The sequence below is a fragment of the Halomonas organivorans genome (assembly GCF_014192055.1).
GTDB lineage: Bacteria > Pseudomonadota > Gammaproteobacteria > Pseudomonadales > Halomonadaceae > Halomonas > Halomonas organivorans.
Genome location: NZ_JACHXM010000049.1, coordinates 1 through 17307 on the forward strand (window position 1 = coordinate 1; position 17307 = coordinate 17307).

Genomic DNA, 17307 nt, shown 5'->3' on the forward strand with positions numbered 1-17307 from the left:
ATGGCCATCTTGACGTTGGTCAGGTCGACGTCGGAGTGATCCGGCTTGACCCGGATCTTGACGTTGTAGTCGATGACGCGTTTGACCGCGACGAGTACCTTCATAATGCCCTCGCTTGGTTCAGTATCGGAACCTTGGGTGACGGAGGTCGGCGACACGCTGACGGAACGCGACACCGGGCCGCATAGAACCGTCCGGCATGCTCTTATGCGTTTCATGCAAGCGTTTGATAGGCGCCATACCGAAAAACCCCCTAAATGTGCCACAGCCCGGGCTGTGGCAACAATCCCCGATTATGCCGAGATTCCGGCTTCTCGAGCCCCTGCCATCGTAAGGGGTGCCCCTTTGCGGCTATTATGCCTATCATGGGACACACCTAGAAGCAAACGACCGTTTTAAAACCTGCCGTCGTGAGTGGTACCCAGGTTTTGTACGAAAAAGTCGGCGAACGATGGCCAGGCCCGTTCCCGACGAACCGGCGCACTCCCCGCATCCGTGTGGGCCGCAAGGCAAGCATCGGCAAGGGATCGCCAGGGATTGTCGCTTTGGGCAGTCCCGCCGCTCGCATAGCAAGTGACAGGATGTCACGAGTCAAAAGACGGACCGGGCTCGCGCACGAGCCGATGTCAAACTCCGCAGGGACGAGCGCAGACGGTTTTCGTACAGGATCCAGGCCCCGGGCGTGACCGGCAAGGAAGGAGAAAAATCCAATGACAGAACAGATCGAACGCGACGCCATGGAATTCGACGTGGTCATCGTCGGCGCCGGGCCTTCCGGGTTGGCCGCCGCCTGCCGTCTGATGCAGCAGGCGGGCGAGGCCGAGCAGGAACTGACCGTGTGCGTCGTCGAGAAGGGCTCCGAGGTGGGCGCCCATACGCTCTCCGGCGCCGTCTTCGAGCCCCGTGCCCTGCAGGAACTGTTCCCCGACTGGGAGGAGCGCGGCGCGCCGCTGACCACCCCGGCCGTGCGCGACGAAGTCTACCTGCTCAAGGATGCCGAAAGGGCCCAGAAGCTGCCCAACGCCCTGGTGCCCAAGACCATGCATAATACCGGCGGCGACCTCACCCGCTACGTGATCAGCGCCGGCAACCTGTGCCGCTGGCTGGCCGAGCAGGCCGAGGCGCTCGGCGTCGAGGTGTTCCCCGGCTTCGCCGCCCAGGAAACGATTGTCGAGGATGACGTGGTCAAGGGCATCATCGTCGGTGACATGGGCGTGGGCGCGGACGGCCAGCCCAAGGACGGCCACATGCCGGGCATGGAACTGCGCGCCAGGTACACCCTGTTCGCCGAGGGCGCCCGCGGCCATCTGGGCAAGCGGCTGATCGAGCGTTTCCGCCTCGACGAGGGCAAGGACCCACAGCACTACGGCATCGGCCTCAAGGAGCTGTGGGACGTGCCCGCCGAGCAGCACGAGCCCGGCCTGGTGCTGCACGGCTCCGGCTGGCCGCTGGACAAGTCGACCCAGGGCGGCTGGTTCCTCTACCACGCCGAGAACTCTCAGGTGGTGGTCGGCCTGATCCTCGACCTCTCCTACCAGAACCCCTGGCTGTCGCCCTTCGACGAGTTCCAGCGCATGAAGCACCATCCGGTGCTCGCCAAGCATCTCAAGGGCGGCTCGCGTGTGGCCTACGGCGCCCGTGCCATCGCCAAGGGCGGCCTCAATTGCCTGCCCAGGATGACCTTCCCCGGCGGCCTGCTGATCGGCTGCGACGCCGGCACCCTCAATTTCGCCAAGATCAAGGGCCTGCACACCGCCATGAAGTCGGGCATGGTAGCCGCCGAAAGCGTCTTCGAGGCCATCGCGGCCGGCGACGAAGGCGGCCAGGAGCTGAGCGCCTTCGAGGACAAATGGCAGGCCAGCTGGGCCTACCGCGAGCTCGACGAGACCCGCAGCTTCGGTCCGGCGATCCACAAGTACGGCACCGTGGGCGGCGGCGCCTACAACTTCCTCGACCAGCTCATCGGCGGCAAGCTGCCGACGCTGCACGACACCGTGCCGGATCACGCCACCCTCAAGAAGGCGGCCGACTGCGAGAAGATCGACTATCCCAAGCCGGACGGCGTACTGTCCTTCGACAAGCCCTCCTCGGTGTTCCTCTCCAACACCAACCACGAGGAAGACCAGCCCTGCCACCTGCGGCTGGCCGATCCAGAACTGCCGATCCGCGATAACCTGCCCGAGTATGCCGAGCCGGCCCAGCGCTACTGCCCGGTGGGGGTCTACGAAGTGGTCGAGGACGACGCCGGCAAGCCGAAGTTCCAGATCAACTTCCAGAACTGCATCCACTGCAAGACCTGCGACATCAAGGACCCGGCGCAGAACATCACCTGGGTGGCACCGGAAGGGGGTGGGGGACCGAACTACCCCAATATGTAGGCTCGGGCTACGGGCTACGGGCTACGGGCTACGGGCTACGGGCTACGGGCTACGGGCTACGGGCTACGGGCTACGGGCTACGGCAGCAAGCTTAGCTCGAAGCTCGAAGCTCGAAGCTCGAAGCTCGAAGCTCGAAGCTCGAAGCTCGAAGCCAGCATAAATAGAAACGCCCCGCAGGCTGAGGCCTGCGGGGCGTTTTGTCTTCCAGCTTCAAGCTTCCAGGCGCGCAGCGCCGCTCTTCAAGCTTACGGCTTACAGCTGGCGGCTCCCGGGCGACGTCCGGGCTCAGTCACCGGTGGCGATGGGTCGGTCGGGGTCGCGGATCCATTCGCTCCAGGAGCCGGCATAGAGCCGCGGCAGCGGTCGGCCGGCGATCGCGTAGGCGAGGATGTCGTGGCAGGCGGTGACGCCGGAACCGCAGTAGGCGATCACGTCCTCGCCGCGCGGCAGCTCGGCGTCAAGCGCTTCGGGCGCCAGAAAGCGCCCGTGCGGGTCGAGATTGCCACCGCTCGGTCGACACACCGCACCGGGGATATGGCCGGCCACCGGATCCACTGGCTCGGCCTCGCCGCGAAAGCGTTCCCTGGCACGGGCATCCACCTTCAGCGACCTGCCGGAGAACACCTCGTCGGCGCCGACCAGCACGTCGTCGCGATAGTCCGGCGTCCAATCGCTCGGCGCGGGCGCCGGCTCGCGTCCCAGCGGCAGCTCGCCGCCGGCGTTCTGCCAGGCGGCGAGGCCACCATCGAGCACGCGCACGTCCGGGTGGCCGGCCCAGCAGGCCAGCATCCACCAGGCACGCGCCGCGGCCAGTTGGCCGCCCAGGTCGTCGTAGACCACTACCGGCCGCTCGGGGGCGATGCCCAGACGACGGACCACCGCCGTGAAGTCCGCCTCGGCCGGCAGCGGGTGACGGCCACTCTCCCCGGCCGGCGCCGCCAGGTCGCGGTCCAGATCCAGGTGATGACTGCCCGGCAAATGACCCTCGCGCCACAGGCGCTCGCCGGCCCCGGGATCGCCGAGCCGCGCCCGGCAGTCCAGCATCAGGGGCGCCCGGGTGTCGGACAGCGCGCGGGCCAGCTCGGTGGCCTCGATCAGTACGTCACTCATGCGCCTTCTCCCTCCAGAAATTCGATCGGCGCCCGTCGGGCGATCAGCCGTCGACGACCGGCCTGATGGAAACGCACTTCGATCACCGGGTTGTCCGGGTCGCCCTCCACCACGCTGATCTCGCCCTCGCCGAAGACGGCATGGCTCAGGCGACGGCCAACGCGATAGTCGACCGAGGACTCGGCGACCTCGGCCGTCGGCTCGGCGGCCTCGATGGAGAGCGGTCGCCCCAGCCGTTCGAGATAGCGCTGCACCAGGGCAGGGCGAGCGACGCGCAGTGGCGCTACCGATGCGTCGGAGGCGCCGGCAACCAGCCGTTCGGCCACCTTTACGCCATCCTGCCAGGCGGTCTCGGCGAGGAAACGGCTGGGGCGGTGATCGCCACCGTCGTGGAGCATCACCAGGCGCTCGCGGGCCCGGGTGATCGCCACGTAGAACAGTCGCCGCTCCTCCTCGAGGCGCGGCGGGGTCAAGGGGTTGTCGCGGGTATAGTGGGGGAAGTCTTCCTCGTTGACGCCGCCCAGCACCACCAGCGGCCACTCCAGCCCCTTGGCACCGTGCACGGTGGTGATCAGCACGCCGTCGTCGCGATTCTCCACCGGACGCCGCAGCAGCTCGATAAAGGCTGCCAGTCCCGGGGCTTCGCGAGCCTGCTCCACCAGCACGTCGAGAAGCCGCACGTCCTCCTCGCCCTTGTCGCGCCGCGCGGCGGCACGCTTGAGCACCTTCTCGGCCTCGACTTCCTCACTGACGTACTCGAGCAACCGCGCCGGCGACCAGCCGCCGCGCCGTGGCAGTTCGCACAGCAGCGCCCAGCGACGCTTGAGGGTACGCCGCTGGTGGGGCTTGAGGGCGGCGATCAGCGGGTCGTGGCGCTCCGGCCAGCGCTGGCTCTCGGCCAGCCGGGCGGCGAGCGACGCCAGCCGCTCGCGGGGCACGAAGGGCGTGGGCTGGGAGAGCAGGACCAGCAGGTGACCGGGATCGCGCAGCAGGCTCGCGTCCAGGGCCAGCATCAGGTAGCCGGCCAGGGCCTCTACCAACGGCAGGCGAAACACGAAGCGATCCTCCCGCGACAGCCGGAAGGGAATGCCCTGTCGCAGCAGCGCCAGCTGCATGGGCACCGACAACGCCCAGCTACGCACCATCAGGCAAGCTTCATCGAGACGACGGCCACCACGCTGCCAGGCGACGAGCTCGTCGAGCAGCGCCTGGCCGCCCTGCCCCACCGCCAGCCGGGTATCGGGATTGTCCGCAGCCGCCAGGCACAGCTGGTCCGGGCGACGGCGATTGGCGTCGATGGCGTGGTTGGCGGCCAGCGCCAGGGCATGGCCGTGGCGAAAGGTCGTGGACAGCGGATAGTCCTTCGCCGCCCCGAAGGTGGCGGTGAAGTCCTCGAGCATGGTGTCGGGATGGGCGCCACGCCACTCGTAGATGCACTGGTTGGCATCGCCCACCGCCATCACTGCCGCCTCGCGGCCGGCCAGTACTGCCAGCAGGCGCTGCTGGGCGGGGTTGATGTCCTGATACTCGTCGATGATCACGTGGTCCAGGAATCCCTGAACCCGAGCGCGCAGGGCCGGATCCCCCTCCAGGGCCTTGAGCGGCCGATACAGCAGATCGGCATAGGTCATCAGCCCCTGGTCGGCAAGCAGCGTCTCGGCGTGCTCGAAGGCGACGGCGAAGTGCTCGGTGTCCTCGCCGAAGTCGAGCCGCGCATAGAGCTCGGCCGGCTCGGCCATCTCGGCCTTCACCAGGCCACAGAAATGCGCCAGGGCCTCGAGCTTCTCGGCCTCGAGCGCCCGTTCGCCGGCCTCGGGGATCGCCTCCAGCGCCTGCTGGGTGGCCTGACGCAGCAGGCGCTCCAGCTGCCAGTCCGCGGTCAACAGCCGGCGGGGAGCCAGCACGCCCCAGCGGTTGAGGCTCTGGCTGAGGCGATGGCCAAGCGAGTGAAAGGTGCGCACGTCGGGCAGCGCCTGCCCGGCAGGCGCCGTGGCGGCGAGCCGGGACTGGAAGTCCTCGCGGGCCGAGCGGTTGAACATCAGCACCAGGATGCGACCGGGCGCCACACCCCGTTCCAGCAGGTGCAGCACTCGCGCCACCATGGTCGTGGTCTTGCCCGCCCCGGCCACCGCGGCGACCCGGGCATGGCCCGAGAGATGCCCGACCACGGCATGCTGTTCCGGCGTCAACCTCATGACGTCGCGTCGTCCCAGCGACCCAGCGACTGCCAGACGCCGCCGCTCTCCAGCCCCAGCTCGGCGCCGCGCTGCTCGGCGGACTCGACCAGCCGATAGAAGACGTTGCGCGAGAGTCGCGCGGCGAGCCCGAAACGCACCGGCACTTCAGGCACGTCCTCGCCCAGCGGCGTGGCGCTGACCGTCAACCGATGGGGCTCATCGAGCCGGACGCGGTCGCCGACGTTGGTGGTCAACCACCAGTCCCCGGCGGCATCCTGATCGGCATCGACGATCATGAAGGCACGGTCCTCGACCCTGATATGCTGTTTCTCGGCAGGCGTCACCAGATAGTGCTCGCCGTCGTCCTCGCGGCGCAGGATGGTCGACAGCAGCCTTACCAGCCGCGGTCGGCGGATCACTCCACCCTCGTGGATCCAGCGACCGTCGGCGGCAATGGTCAGATCCATCTCGCCCCGGCGCTCGGGATGCCAGCGGTCCACCGGCGGGATCTCGCCCTGCGGTTCGACACCGGCCAGCAAGGTCTCCAGATTCATGGCGCCTCCTCCCCCATCGTGGTCCGAGTCGTGACCTAGACCACCAGACCCGAGCGTGCCAGCGCCTCGCGGACCTCCGGGGTCGCCTCGGGGGCCGCCGCACGGAACAGGCGGTAGAAGTTGGCGGTCGTCTGCATGGCCACTTCCTCGACGCTGATGCCGCGCTCGGCGGCGATGCACTCGGCGACTTCCACTACCCAGGCCGGCTCGTTGGGCTTGCCCCGGTGCGGGACCGGGGCCAGGTAGGGACTGTCGGTCTCGATCAGCATGCGATCCAGCGGCAACCGCCGGGCCAGCTCTCGAATCGAGGTCGCATTGCGGAAGGTGACGATGCCCGACAGCGAGATGTGAAAGCCGTGTGCCACCGCTTCCCGGGCCATGTCCAGGTCCTCGGTGAAGCAGTGCAGTACGCCACCGATGGACGGATCGACGTACTCGCGGATCAGCGCCAGGGTGTCTTCCCGAGCCTCACGCGTATGGATGATCACCGGCAGTTCGAGCTCGGTCGCCGCGATCAGGTGGCGACGGAAGCGCTCGTGCTGAACCTCGCGAGAGACACCGTCGTAATGATAGTCGAGGCCGGTCTCGCCGATCGCCACCGCACCGAAGCGCTCGGCGCACTCCTTGATGGCCGAGACGCTCGGCTCCTCGGGCACTTCGTGCAGGGGATGCACGCCGGCGGAGATCACCACATCGTCGTGCTCGCGAGCGATGGCGGCGATGCCCGGCACCTCCTCCAGGGTGACGGCGATGGCGAGGAACTGGCGCACGTCGCGGGCACGGGCGGCCTCGAGGGCGGCGGCGACGTCACCGTCATGGGTACGGGGATCGAGGCGATCGAGATGGCAGTGGGAGTCAATGAACATGAAAATCTTCGGCAGTAGATGACTAGACGTAATTCAGAAGGAAGAAATAAGAGGGAAGAAAAAACAACAGCCTATCTTCTCTTCCCTCTTCCCTCTTCCCTCTTCAGAGCGTGTAGCTCGGCGCGCCCTTGTCCAACTGGCCCGCCAGCAGGTTCTCGATATGGTCACGCACGCCATGGTCCCCGACACCGAAGTGAATACCGATGCCCGGGACCCGACGACCGGAAACGCCCTCGGGCGAGATCCAGACCACCTGGCCGGTCACCGGATGTCGCTCGCTCTCGTCGGGCAGGGTCAACAGCACGAAGACCTCCTGACCGAGCTCGTAGCGCTCCTGGGTGGGCACGAAGATACCGCCCCGCTCCAGCGCCGGCATATAGGCCGACAGCAGTGTGGGAATGTCCCGAATGGTCAGGGAGAGAGCTTTCTGTGCGGTCACACGGATCTCCTCCGTCAAGAACGCAGCAAAGCGGACCAGCGAACCAGCCAGGCCTCCAGTGCCAGCTGCGGATTGGGATTGCCCCCTGCGCTCAGCAGGCGCCGTTGTTCGCGAGCATAGTCCAACAGGCGGAACCAGTCGCGCACGCGACCATTCTTCACCGCCTGGCGATACAGCGGCAACAGGTCGGGATTGCGCAGCGCCTCGGATTCGCCCGACAGCCCCAGGCGAATCAGGTCCTCGAGCCAGGCGATACCGTACCACAGGATGGCATCGAGGGCCTGGCGGTCCAGCCGCGCGGCCTCGGCCACCGGCTCGGCACCGCGCACCAGGGCGTCAAAGGTCTCGTGTAGCTGCTGGCGAAGCGCACGGGAATCGGGCTCGGCGAGTTCGAGGGCTCGCAGCGGCAGTCCACCGGCGGCCTGCCACCAGAAACGCGCCTCCTCGCGACCGCCGAGCCGCTCGGTCAGCCAATCCAGGCACTCGGCCTCGCCTGGCACCGCCAGGCTCCAGTGCTGGCAGCGTGAGCGAATGGTCGGCAGCAGGTGCGAGGGAATATCGGAGAGCAGCAGGAACAACGTCCGGCCGCCGGGTTCTTCCAGGCTCTTGAGCAGGGCATTGGAGGCGGCAACGTTCATGGCCTCGGCGGGGCTGATGACGATGACACGATACCCGCCCTGCTGGGCGGTCTGGGAAACGAAGCCATTGATCTCGCGGATGGCATCGATACGGATCTGTCGCTTGCCCTCGTCGGGGGACACCCGCATCAGGTCCGGATGGTAGCCGGCGGCCAGCATCCGACAGGCATGACAGTGTCCACAGGCAACCTCGCCTGGGGCCTGGCACAGGGTACGGGCGATCAACGCCTCGGCCAGCGACGGCTTACCGATACCATGCGGGCCAGAGAACAGCAGTGCGTGGGGCAGGCGCCCGGCGTCGGCGAGCGCGACCAGCTCTTGCCAGCGCGGCTCGAGCCAAGGCAGCGGCCGAACGGGATCGCTCATGACACCTCCAGATGGGCATCCAGCCGCTGCCCCAGCTCGGCCTGCACCGCCTCAAGGGGACGGTCGGCGTCGACCACGGCGATACGCTCGGGTGCCCCGGCAGCCCGCGCCAGGTAGGCGCGCCGCACCGCCTCGAAGAACTCGATTCGCTCGCGCTCGAAGCGGTCGCGCTGGCCACCCTGGCGTTCGAGGCGCCCTTCCAGCCGGCGCTGAGCCGCTTCCATCGGCATGTCGAGCAGCAGCGTCAGGTCGGGCTGCAGACCTCGCTGGACGAACGCCTCCAGCTCGGCAATGCGCGCGGCCGGAATACCGCGACCGCCGCCCTGGTAGGCGAAAGTGGCGTCGGTGAATCGATCGCAGACCACCCAGGCGCCGCGCTCGAGCGCCGGACGCACCACCCGGGCCAGGTGCTGAGCGCGGGCGGCGAACACCAGCAGCAATTCGGCATCGTCGTCCAGCGGCTCGTCGCCGGCGGGGTCGAGCAGCAGCCCGCGGATCGCCTCGGCCCGCGGCGTGCCACCCGGCTCCCGAGTACACACCACCTCGAGCCCGCGGGCCCGCAAGTGATCGGCGACCCACGCCAGATTGGTGGATTTTCCCACTCCTTCACCGCCTTCCAGGGTGATAAAGCGTCCGCGCCTCGGCATCATGGCGTCTCGATGGTTGGTGAATGATTCAACGATTGCGAATGTAACGGTTGACGGCGTTGTTATGCTCGCGCAGCGAACGCGAGAAATGATGGGTGCCATCGCCCCGGGCCACGAAGTAGAGCGTCTCGCCCTCATCGGGATGCACCGCCGCCTCGAGCGCCGCCTGCCCCGGCAGGGCAATGGGCGTGGGCGGCAGGCCATCGATCACGTAGGTGTTGTAGGGCGTCGCTTCACGCAGATCGGCGCGAGTGATGTTGCCGTCATAGTCGTCGCCCATGCCGTAGATCACGGTGGGGTCCGTCTGCAGGCGCATGCCGCGCTCCAGCCGCCGCACGAAGACACCGGCGATACGCCCGCGCTCTTCCGGCGCGCCGGTCTCCCGCTCCACCAGCGACGCCAGGATCAGCGCCTGATAGGGCGTCTCCAGCGGAAGGGCGTCGTCGCGCTCGGCCCAGGCCTCGGCGAGCAGTTCGTCCATGCGCTGCATGGACTGGCGCAAGATCTCCAGGTCGCTGATGCCCTTGCGATAGCGATAGGTATCGGGGAAGAAGCGTCCCTCGGGATGCTCTCCCTGGCGATCGAGGCGCGCCATGATTTCGGCGTCGGACCACGCCGCGGTGCGATGCTCGAGTTTGGGGGCGGCATTCAGCGCCTGGCGCATCTGGGCGAAGGTCCAGCCCTCGGGGACGGTCAGCGGATAGGTGACCACCTCGTGACGGTCCAGCATGCCGAGCAGCTCGCGACCGCTCATGCCGGGCGTCAGCCGATATTCGCCAGGACGCAGATCGGGCACGGCCTCGGGCTCGAGCCGAGTCATCAGGCGAAAGGCCCAGCCGTCGGCCAGGATACCGCGCTCGCCGAGCTCATTGATCACCCGGTGGAAGCCGGCGCCGGCCGGCACTTCGTAAAGCGTCGGCGCTTCCAGCACCAACGGCGCCTCGAGCCGGGTCTGCCAATAGCGGTAACCGGCGCCCAGGGCCAGCGCCGCCAGGATGACCAGCAGCGGCAACAGTTTGAGCCCTCGCCTCATGGGAAGTCCTCGTTCAATCGTGGGGATGGCGGGGATGGCCGAGCAGCGCGTGAGCCTCGGCCTGCAGTGCTCGATGGCGGTCGTTCACCGCCCAGCGCGACAGGCAACGTCCCTCCGCGTCGTCGAGCCGAACCACCGGCCACAGGCCCTGCACGGAATTGGCCAGACACACGGCCTCGGCGTCGGCCAGGGCGCCGGGCTCGGCAGCCACCACGCGAATGTCCAGGCGGGCGAGCAGTGCCTCGCGCAGGGTGCCTGCCACGCCACAGCGTTCGAGGCTCGGCGTGTGCCAGGCACCACCTCGCCACCAGAAGAGATTCATGCACGTGGCCTCGACCAGCCGACCCTCGACGTCGCAGAGCAGGCCTTCGGCGATCTCGGGATCGGACCACTCGGCCCGGGCAAGGACGTTCTCCAGGCGGTTGAGGTGCTTGAGACCAGCCAGCACCGGCTGGATGCCCAGCCTCAACCGGCAGTGCCGCACCGCCACGCCTTGCCTCCAGCGCGCCTCGTTCGGTGCAAAGGGAGCGGCCTGCCAGCGTAACCGCGGCTCGGGGGCCTCGGGTGCCAGGTAGCCTCGACCGCCACTGCCGCGAGTCAGCATCAGCTTGAGCACCGCCAGGCCCTTGCCGGCCCGGGCCGGCAAGGCCTCCAGCGTCGCCCTTGTCGGCATCGGGATGCCCAGAACGGCCGCCCCGCGGGCCAGCCGTGCCATATGCTCGTCCCACAGCAGCGGCTCGCCATCTCGCACCAGCACGGTCTCGAACAGGCCATCGCCATAGGCCAGGCCGCGATCGTCGAAGGGCACGCCTTCCCCCGGACTCAGCCGGCCGGCATCACCCTCGCCTGCCGAGCCGCTCACACCTTGGAGAAGACCAGGGTGCCGTTGGTGCCGCCGAAGCCGAAGGAGTTCGACAGGCTGACGTCGATCTTCATCTCCCGGGCGGTATGGGGCACGTAGTCAAGCACGCAGCCTTCCTGGGGGTTGTCGAGGTTGATCGTGGGCGGCGCCACCTGGTCGCGAATCGCCAGCACCGAGAATACCGCCTCGACGGCGCCAGCCGCGCCCAGCAGGTGGCCGATCATCGACTTGGTGGAACTGACCGCCACGTCCTTGGAGGCCTCGCCAAGCACGCGCTGGACGGCGCGACTCTCGGCCAGGTCACCGGCCGGGGTGGAAGTGCCATGGGCGTTGATGTAGTCCACCGCGGCGGGATCGATGCCGGCATCGTGGATGGCGTTCGCCATCGACAGCGCGGCGCCGCTGCCGTCTTCCGGCGGCGCGGTCATGTGATGGGCATCGTCGCTCATGCCGAAGCCGGTGAGCTCGGCATAGATGGTTGCGCCGCGTGCCTTGGCGTGTTCGTACTCCTCGAGCACCATCACCCCGGCGCCGTCGGAGAGCACGAAGCCGTCGCGATCACGATCCCAGGGGCGGCTGGCTGCTGCCGGGTCGTCGTTGCGCGTCGACAGCGCCCGGGCCGCGGAGAAACCGCCCAGTCCCAGCGGCGTGGTAGCCATTTCGGCACCGCCGCAGACCATCACGTCGGCATCGCCATAGGCGATGGTGCGAGCACTGTAGCCGATGTTGTGGGTACCGGTAGTGCAGGCGGTGGTGATGGCGATGTTGGGGCCACGAAAGCCGTGCTGGATGGCCAGGTTGCCCGAGATCATGTTGATGATCGAGCCCGGCACGAAGAACGGTGAGATGCGCCGCGCCCCACCCTTCTGCAAAGCGTTGTGGTTGTGTTCGATCATCGGCAACCCGCCGATGCCCGAACCGATCGCCACGCCGATGCGATGGGCGTTGTCATCGGTACATTCGATACCCGCGTCGCTGATCGCCTGGCCGCCCGCGGCCACGCCGTACTGGATGAACAGGTCCATCTTGCGGGCGTCCTTGGGGTTCAGGTAGGGGCTGATGTCGAAGTCCTTGACCGACCCGCCGAACCGCGTATTGAAGCCGCTGGCATCGAAGTGCTCGATGGGGGCGATACCGCTCTTGCCGGCCAGGATGTTGCCCCAGCTTTCCTGCACGGTATTTCCTACTGGCGTGACCAGGCCGAGCCCCGTCACCACAACCCTTCTACGAGCCATCAGCTTTCCTCCAGATCCAGATGGTGACACGGCCCCGAAGGGCCGTCTTTGAGCGCATTATACCCGAGTCTGCGTCCACTGTGGCCCCAGCGCCATCCCCAGAAAGCACGAGAGCCGCCCTGCATGGCAGGACGGCTCTCACCAGGGCTCGCTGCCCTGGACACACCTCAGCAAGCGGTGACCAACACCCTTACTGGTGGGCGTTGACGTAGTCGATGGCTTCCTGAACGGTGGTGATCTTCTCGGCTTCCTCGTCGGGAATCTCGGTGTCGAATTCCTCTTCGAGCGCCATCACCAGCTCGACGGTATCCAGGGAATCCGCGCCGAGGTCTTCGGTGAAAGAAGAAGAGTTCTGGATGTCCTCTTCCTTGACGTTCAGGCGCTCGGCCACAACCTTCTTCACGCGCTCTTCGATGGTGCTCATTATGACGTACTCCAGTCGTTCACGTTAAGCCGACTGCTAACCAGCCGTTTCAGATCCGCAAGCCAATAAGCTGCGGGGTAGTTTATAGACCGCTCAGGGTCAACGCAACCGCCGTATGCCGCGGCTTCAGCGCATGTTCATGCCACCGTTGACGTGCAGTGTCTCGCCGGTGATATAGCCCGCCGATTCGCCGGTCAGAAAGCCTACCGCGGCCGCGATTTCCTCGGGCTGGCCGAGCCTCGCCAGGGGAATCTGGCCGAGCAGGGCCTCCTTCTGCGCCTCGGGCAGAGCCTCGGTCATGTCGGTCGCAATGAAGCCCGGGGCCACGGCATTGACGGTGATGGCACGGGTCGCCACCTCGCGGGCCAGGGCCCGGGTAAAACCTTCCATGCCGGCCTTGGCGGCAGCGTAGTTGGTCTGACCGAGGTTGCCCATGGTGGCAACCACCGAGCTGACCGACACGATACGCCCGAAGCGAGCCTTGGTCATGCCGCGCAGGCAAGCCTTGCTGACGCGATAAACGGACTTGAGGTTGGCATCGATGACCGCATCCCACTCGTCCTCTTTCATGCGCATGAGCAAATTGTCGCGGGTGATGCCGGCATTGTTGACCAGGATGGTCGGCGCACCGAACTCCTCGCCGATCGCCTTGACCAGGCCATCGACGCTGGCCTGATCGGTGACGTCGAGGCGGCGCCCCGCCCCCTCGAAGCCCTGGGCCTTGAGGTCGGCGTCGATGCGCTCGGCACCGGCATCGCTGGTGGCGGTACCGATCACGATCCGGCCCTGACGACCGAGCTCGTGGGCGATGGCGCGGCCGATGCCGCGACTGGCCCCGGTGATCAGGGCGACTCTAGACTCGCTTGTCATGGTCTCTTCCGTTCTCGTCCTGGAGGTGGGTCAACCGTTGGCCGGCGATTGGCCGACCGCCTCGCGGGCCAGCTCGAGGGCCGCCGAGAGGCTGTCGGGGTCGTTGACCGCCAGCCCGCGACTGCCCCGGGCGATTCGTTTGTTCAGGCCGGTGAGCACCTTGCCTGGACCGCATTCGATGAACACCTCGGCTCCCTGGCCGACCATGGTCTCGATGCAGGCGGTCCAGCGTACCGGCTGGTAGAGCTGTTCGATCAGGCGCGTGCGCAGCGTCTCGACATCGGCATGCGCCTGGGCATCGACGTTCTGGACCACGGTATAGCGCGGCGGCCGCAGCGCGATCTCGTCCATCGCGGCAGCCAGACGCTCGGCGGCCGGACGCATCAGGTCGCAGTGCGACGGCACCGATACCGGCAGCGGCATGGCGCGCTTGGCACCGGCCTCCTGGCAGGCAGCAATGGCCCGCTCGACGGCCGCCTTGCCGCCGGCGATGACCACCTGACCGGGAGCATTGTAGTTCACCGCGGCGACCACCTCGCCATCGGCAGCCTGGGCACAGGCCTTCTCGACCGCCTCATCGTCCAGGCCGAGGATCGCGGCCATGGCGCCCTGCCCCATGGGCACGGCGTCCTGCATCGCCTCGCCGCGCAGCTTGACCAGCCGAATGCCGTCGGCAAACGACAGCGCGCCGGCACACACCATGGCGCTGTACTCGCCGAGGCTATGACCCGCCATGGCGGCGGGGCGAGGCCCCTCCAGCTCCTGCCAGACGCGCCAGATGGCCACGCTGGCCGCCAGCAGCGCCGGCTGAGTGCAGGCGGTCGCATTGAGCGCCTCGGCGGGCCCCTCCTGGACCACCTGCCAGAGATCGTACCCCAGCGCGTCGGCGGCTTCCTCGAAGGTCGTGCGCACCACGCTGTAGCGCTCGGCCAGCTCGCGCAGCATGCCGATCTGCTGGGAGCCCTGCCCGGGGAAGATGAGGGCAAGGGGTTGTGTCATGTCGATCACCTTTGCTCTTGTTGACTGGTCGCGGCCCCGCCCGTATCCGTGACGGCGGCGTCGCGACCACTGGATCCGCTGTCGACCCGGCCGTCGTCGGAGACGACCGGATCGACAGCGGACCGTCGCAGATGCAGCTCGGCGGCCAACCTCTCGGGCAGACCGTGGTGCACCTCCTGAACCGCTCGAGCCACGGCAAAGTGAAACCCCGTGGCATCAGCGCTGCCATGGCTCTTGATGACGATGCCACCCAGGCCCAACAGGCTCGCGCCATTGTAGCGCACCGGGTCGAGCTCTCGACGCAGACGAGCCAACGCTGGACGTGCCAGCACGCCCACCAGGCGACTGGTCCAGTGCGCCTCGAAGGTCGCCTGGACGCGACGCACCAGCATCCGCGCCAGACCCTCACTGGCCTTGAGCACGGCATTGCCGACGAAGCCGTCGCAGACGACCACATCGGCCTCACCGGCGAATATCCCGTCGCCTTCGATGAAGCCGACATAGTTGATCCCCGGCAAGCGACACAGCATCCGATCGGCCTGCTGCACGCTGGCCGGCCCCTTGGTGCCCTCGACGCCCACGTTGAGCAGGGCCACCCGGGGCCGTTCGAGACCGTCCACGTGACGCGCCATCACCTCGCCCATCAAGGCAAAGTCCACTAGTCGAGACGACTCGACGTCGACGTTGGCCCCCAGGTCGAGCAGATAGCAGCGACCTTCTCGAGCGGTGGGAATGGCAGTACTGATCGCCGGGCGTGCCACGTCGGCCACGGTGCCCAGGGCGCGCCGGGAGAGCGCCAGCAGTGCACCGGTGTTGCCCGCACAGACGCCAGCGTCGGCCTCGCCACGCGCCAGGCAGTCCAGCATGGCGGCCATGCTGGAGTCATGTCCGTGACGCAGCGCCTGGGCCGGGCGCTGATCCTGACGAATCACCCCGTCGGCGTTCACGATGCCCAGATGCGACGACGCCGCGGCGAGAGGCCGCGGCAGCCGGGAAAGCTCGTCTTCCAGCTGCGCGGCGGGACCGAACAGCCGTATCTCGAGCCCGGGGTCGGCCATGACGGCGCTGGCCGCGCCAACCACGGTAGCTCGAGGACCGAGGTCCCCTCCCATGGCATCTACGGCAATCCGCATGTCAGCGGCCAGCAGGCATCACGGCACCCTCAAGGACGTTCGGCCTCAGGCGTCGACGACCTTGCGACCCTTGTAGAAGCCGTCCGGAGAGACGTGATGACGCAGGTGAGTGGTGCCGGTTTCCTTGTCCTGGGACAGCGCCTGACCGGTCAGGGCATCGTGGCTGCGACGCATGCCACGCTTGGAACGAGTCTTGCGGTTCTGTTGAACTGCCATGGGATATCACTCCAGAGTGAATCGATGAGATATCAGGTTTTGCCCTTGAGGCGCTTGAGCACCTCGAAGGGATTGTCGGAGGGGGCATCCGGCATTTCGGAGCCCGCCCCACTGCTCAGCTGGTCGCGCGAGACCGCACAATCGGCCTCGTCGTGGTAAACCACCTGGGGCAGGCTGAGGATGAGCTCATCCTCGACCACCGCCAGCAGGTTCAGCTGTTCGTCTTCTACCAGCACCGGCTCATGGGTACTTGGCAGGTCGGCCGCCAGGGCGTCGCTGGTGACCATTCCCAGCAGGAATTCGCTTGCCACCGCCTGCGGCATGGGCGTGAGACAGCGCCGGCAAAGCAGCTGCAGCTCGGCTTCCAGGCGGCCACGGATTTCCCGACGCCCCTGGGCATCGATGGCGAAGTCCAGCCATACCCGGGCATCGCCGTGCTGTTCGCCGGCCTCTTCAACGAGTCGCGGCAGGTCGCCCAGCGCTACCAGGCCTTCGAGATGTTCGGCATGCGCGGCGAGCTTGTAAGGCTCGACCCTGCCAGGGAGTCGTGAGGTCAACATAGGCGCGCAATGATAGGCACTCCCTCCCCCCCTGTCAAAGCCCGCTCGCATCGAGGGTACAATGCCTGCCATCATGCCTCGCTTCACCCTTCCGGAGGACCTTGCCATGCCACGTCTGGTGCTCGCCTCGAGCTCCCGCTTTCGCCGCCAGCTGCTCGATCGCCTGGAGATTCCCTACGCCTGGGAGAGCCCGGATATCGACGAGACGCCCCATCCCGGCGAGTCGCCCCAGGCGCTGGTGCACCGGCTATCGCTGGCCAAGGCCGAAAGACTGGCCACCGACTGGCCGGACCACCTGATCATCGGCTCCGACCAGGTGGCAGTGTTCGAGGGTGAAACGCTGGGCAAGCCATCCGACGAGGCCTCCGCCCGGCACCAGCTCGCCCGTTTCTCGGGCCACAGGGTCAGCTTCTTGACCGGCCTGGCGCTGATCGACACCCGAAACGCCGGCCACCGCGTCTGCCACGAGCGCTACGACGTGGTGTTCCGCCGGCTGAGCGAGGCCGAGATCGCCCGCTACGTGGCCAGGGAACGCCCGCTGGACAGCGCCGGCAGCTTCCGCATGGAAGGCCTTGGCATCACCCTCTTCGAACGCCTCGAGGGTGACGACCCCAACGCGCTGATCGGACTGCCGCTGATCCGGCTGTGCCAGCTGCTGCGCGAGGCCGGACTGGACCCGCTGGGCGAGCCGTAAGCCCCAGCTTCGCTGGAAGCTGGAAGCTGGAAGCTGGAAGCTGGAAGCTGGAAGCTGGAAGCTGGAAGCTGGAAGCTGGAAGCTGGAAGCTGGAAGCTGGAAGACA

At 67.4% G+C, this 17307-nt stretch carries 18 protein-coding genes and 1 pseudogene; 2 read left to right on the forward strand and 17 right to left on the reverse strand.

What is annotated here, in order from left to right:
* Positions 1-104: pseudogene (locus tag FHR96_RS21485) on the reverse strand (electron transfer flavoprotein subunit beta/FixA family protein); the annotation flags it as partial.
* Between the two features lie 606 nt (positions 105-710).
* On the opposite strand from FHR96_RS21485, the gene FHR96_RS21490 reads away from it, so the two are divergent.
* A complete protein-coding gene (locus FHR96_RS21490; RefSeq protein WP_183389759.1) occupies positions 711-2378 on the forward strand; it encodes an electron transfer flavoprotein-ubiquinone oxidoreductase in 1668 nt (555 codons plus the stop codon).
* 285 nt (positions 2379-2663) lie between these two features.
* Here the strand turns inward: FHR96_RS21490 and FHR96_RS21495 are convergent, their stop codons facing one another.
* From FHR96_RS21495 to FHR96_RS21570, 16 genes are all read right to left on the reverse strand, one after another.
* Positions 2664-3488, reverse strand: a complete 825-nt coding sequence (locus FHR96_RS21495) for a sulfurtransferase (RefSeq protein ID WP_183389760.1) — start codon at positions 3486-3488, stop codon at positions 2664-2666.
* Positions 3485-5683: an ATP-dependent helicase gene (locus tag FHR96_RS21500; protein ID WP_183389761.1), complete on the reverse strand. Its 2199-nt coding sequence runs from the start codon at positions 5681-5683 to the stop codon at positions 3485-3487. The genes FHR96_RS21495 and FHR96_RS21500 overlap by 4 nt, the downstream gene beginning before the upstream one ends.
* Positions 5680-6219 carry a DUF1285 domain-containing protein gene (locus tag FHR96_RS21505; protein ID WP_183389762.1) on the reverse strand — a complete coding sequence of 180 codons (540 nt, stop codon included), beginning with the start codon at positions 6217-6219 and terminating at the stop codon, positions 5680-5682. Before FHR96_RS21505 ends, FHR96_RS21500 begins: the two co-directional genes overlap by 4 nt.
* 35 nt (positions 6220-6254) lie before the next feature.
* Positions 6255-7085, reverse strand: a complete 831-nt coding sequence (locus FHR96_RS21510; RefSeq protein ID WP_183389763.1) for a TatD family hydrolase — start codon at positions 7083-7085, stop codon at positions 6255-6257.
* Between the two features lie 103 nt (positions 7086-7188).
* A complete protein-coding gene (locus FHR96_RS21515; protein WP_183389764.1) occupies positions 7189-7524 on the reverse strand; it encodes a PilZ domain-containing protein in 336 nt (111 codons plus the stop codon).
* Positions 7525-7538: 14 nt separating this feature from the next.
* Positions 7539-8528 carry a DNA polymerase III subunit delta' gene (locus tag FHR96_RS21520; protein WP_183389765.1) on the reverse strand — a complete coding sequence of 330 codons (990 nt, stop codon included), beginning with the start codon at positions 8526-8528 and terminating at the stop codon, positions 7539-7541.
* Positions 8525-9175 carry a dTMP kinase gene (gene tmk / locus FHR96_RS21525; protein ID WP_183389774.1) on the reverse strand — a complete coding sequence of 217 codons (651 nt, stop codon included), beginning with the start codon at positions 9173-9175 and terminating at the stop codon, positions 8525-8527. The genes FHR96_RS21520 and tmk overlap by 4 nt, the downstream gene beginning before the upstream one ends.
* Before the next feature lie 28 nt (positions 9176-9203).
* Complete coding sequence (mltG, locus tag FHR96_RS21530; RefSeq protein WP_183389766.1) at positions 9204-10208, reverse strand: endolytic transglycosylase MltG; 1005 nt, start codon at positions 10206-10208, stop codon at positions 9204-9206.
* Between the two features lie 13 nt (positions 10209-10221).
* Positions 10222-11016 (reverse strand): aminodeoxychorismate lyase, encoded by a 795-nt coding sequence (gene pabC / locus FHR96_RS21535; RefSeq protein ID WP_343066395.1) that lies wholly within the window; start codon positions 11014-11016, stop codon positions 10222-10224.
* Positions 11017-11066: 50 nt separating this feature from the next.
* The gene (gene fabF / locus FHR96_RS21540) at positions 11067-12305 is read right to left on the reverse strand and encodes a beta-ketoacyl-ACP synthase II (protein ID WP_183389767.1); all 1239 of its coding nucleotides are present in this window, start codon (positions 12303-12305) and stop codon (positions 11067-11069) included.
* Positions 12306-12495: 190 nt separating this feature from the next.
* Positions 12496-12729, reverse strand: coding sequence for an acyl carrier protein (acpP, locus tag FHR96_RS21545; RefSeq protein ID WP_008956801.1), 234 nt, complete (start codon positions 12727-12729; stop codon positions 12496-12498).
* A gap of 126 nt (positions 12730-12855) precedes the next feature.
* Complete coding sequence (fabG, locus tag FHR96_RS21550) at positions 12856-13599, reverse strand: 3-oxoacyl-ACP reductase FabG (RefSeq protein WP_183389768.1); 744 nt, start codon at positions 13597-13599, stop codon at positions 12856-12858.
* 30 nt (positions 13600-13629) lie between these two features.
* Positions 13630-14598 (reverse strand): ACP S-malonyltransferase, encoded by a 969-nt coding sequence (gene fabD / locus FHR96_RS21555; RefSeq protein WP_183389769.1) that lies wholly within the window; start codon positions 14596-14598, stop codon positions 13630-13632.
* Between the two features lie 5 nt (positions 14599-14603).
* Positions 14604-15731 (reverse strand): phosphate acyltransferase PlsX, encoded by a 1128-nt coding sequence (gene plsX / locus FHR96_RS21560; protein ID WP_183389770.1) that lies wholly within the window; start codon positions 15729-15731, stop codon positions 14604-14606.
* Between the two features lie 45 nt (positions 15732-15776).
* A complete protein-coding gene (gene rpmF / locus FHR96_RS21565; protein WP_183389771.1) occupies positions 15777-15947 on the reverse strand; it encodes a 50S ribosomal protein L32 in 171 nt (56 codons plus the stop codon).
* 32 nt (positions 15948-15979) lie between these two features.
* A complete protein-coding gene (locus tag FHR96_RS21570) occupies positions 15980-16507 on the reverse strand; it encodes a YceD family protein (protein WP_183389772.1) in 528 nt (175 codons plus the stop codon).
* Between the two features lie 106 nt (positions 16508-16613).
* Between FHR96_RS21570 and FHR96_RS21575 the strand changes: the two genes are divergently transcribed.
* On the forward strand, positions 16614-17201 hold the full coding sequence (locus tag FHR96_RS21575; protein WP_183389773.1) for a Maf family protein: 588 nt from the start codon (positions 16614-16616) through the stop codon (positions 17199-17201).
* Positions 17202-17307: the final 106 nt, after the last annotated feature.

Excerpts from the sequence above, each read along its gene's own strand:
- FHR96_RS21490 (WP_183389759.1), top strand. The coding sequence starts at position 711 with ATGACAGAACAGATCGAACGCGACGCCATGGAATTCGACGTGGTCATC.
- FHR96_RS21495 (WP_183389760.1), bottom strand. The coding sequence starts at position 3,488 with ATGAGTGACGTACTGATCGAGGCCACCGAGCTGGCCCGCGCGCTGTCC.
- FHR96_RS21500 (WP_183389761.1), bottom strand. The coding sequence starts at position 5,683 with ATGAGGTTGACGCCGGAACAGCATGCCGTGGTCGGGCATCTCTCGGGC.
- FHR96_RS21505 (WP_183389762.1), bottom strand. The coding sequence starts at position 6,219 with ATGAATCTGGAGACCTTGCTGGCCGGTGTCGAACCGCAGGGCGAGATC.
- FHR96_RS21510 (WP_183389763.1), bottom strand. The coding sequence starts at position 7,085 with ATGTTCATTGACTCCCACTGCCATCTCGATCGCCTCGATCCCCGTACC.
- FHR96_RS21520 (WP_183389765.1), bottom strand. The coding sequence starts at position 8,528 with ATGAGCGATCCCGTTCGGCCGCTGCCTTGGCTCGAGCCGCGCTGGCAA.
- tmk (WP_183389774.1), bottom strand. The coding sequence starts at position 9,175 with ATGCCGAGGCGCGGACGCTTTATCACCCTGGAAGGCGGTGAAGGAGTG.
- mltG (WP_183389766.1), bottom strand. The coding sequence starts at position 10,208 with ATGAGGCGAGGGCTCAAACTGTTGCCGCTGCTGGTCATCCTGGCGGCG.
- fabF (WP_183389767.1), bottom strand. The coding sequence starts at position 12,305 with ATGGCTCGTAGAAGGGTTGTGGTGACGGGGCTCGGCCTGGTCACGCCA.
- acpP (WP_008956801.1), bottom strand. The coding sequence starts at position 12,729 with ATGAGCACCATCGAAGAGCGCGTGAAGAAGGTTGTGGCCGAGCGCCTG.
- fabG (WP_183389768.1), bottom strand. The coding sequence starts at position 13,599 with ATGACAAGCGAGTCTAGAGTCGCCCTGATCACCGGGGCCAGTCGCGGC.
- fabD (WP_183389769.1), bottom strand. The coding sequence starts at position 14,598 with ATGACACAACCCCTTGCCCTCATCTTCCCCGGGCAGGGCTCCCAGCAG.
- plsX (WP_183389770.1), bottom strand. The coding sequence starts at position 15,731 with ATGCGGATTGCCGTAGATGCCATGGGAGGGGACCTCGGTCCTCGAGCT.
- rpmF (WP_183389771.1), bottom strand. The coding sequence starts at position 15,947 with ATGGCAGTTCAACAGAACCGCAAGACTCGTTCCAAGCGTGGCATGCGT.
- FHR96_RS21570 (WP_183389772.1), bottom strand. The coding sequence starts at position 16,507 with ATGTTGACCTCACGACTCCCTGGCAGGGTCGAGCCTTACAAGCTCGCC.
- FHR96_RS21575 (WP_183389773.1), top strand. The coding sequence starts at position 16,614 with ATGCCACGTCTGGTGCTCGCCTCGAGCTCCCGCTTTCGCCGCCAGCTG.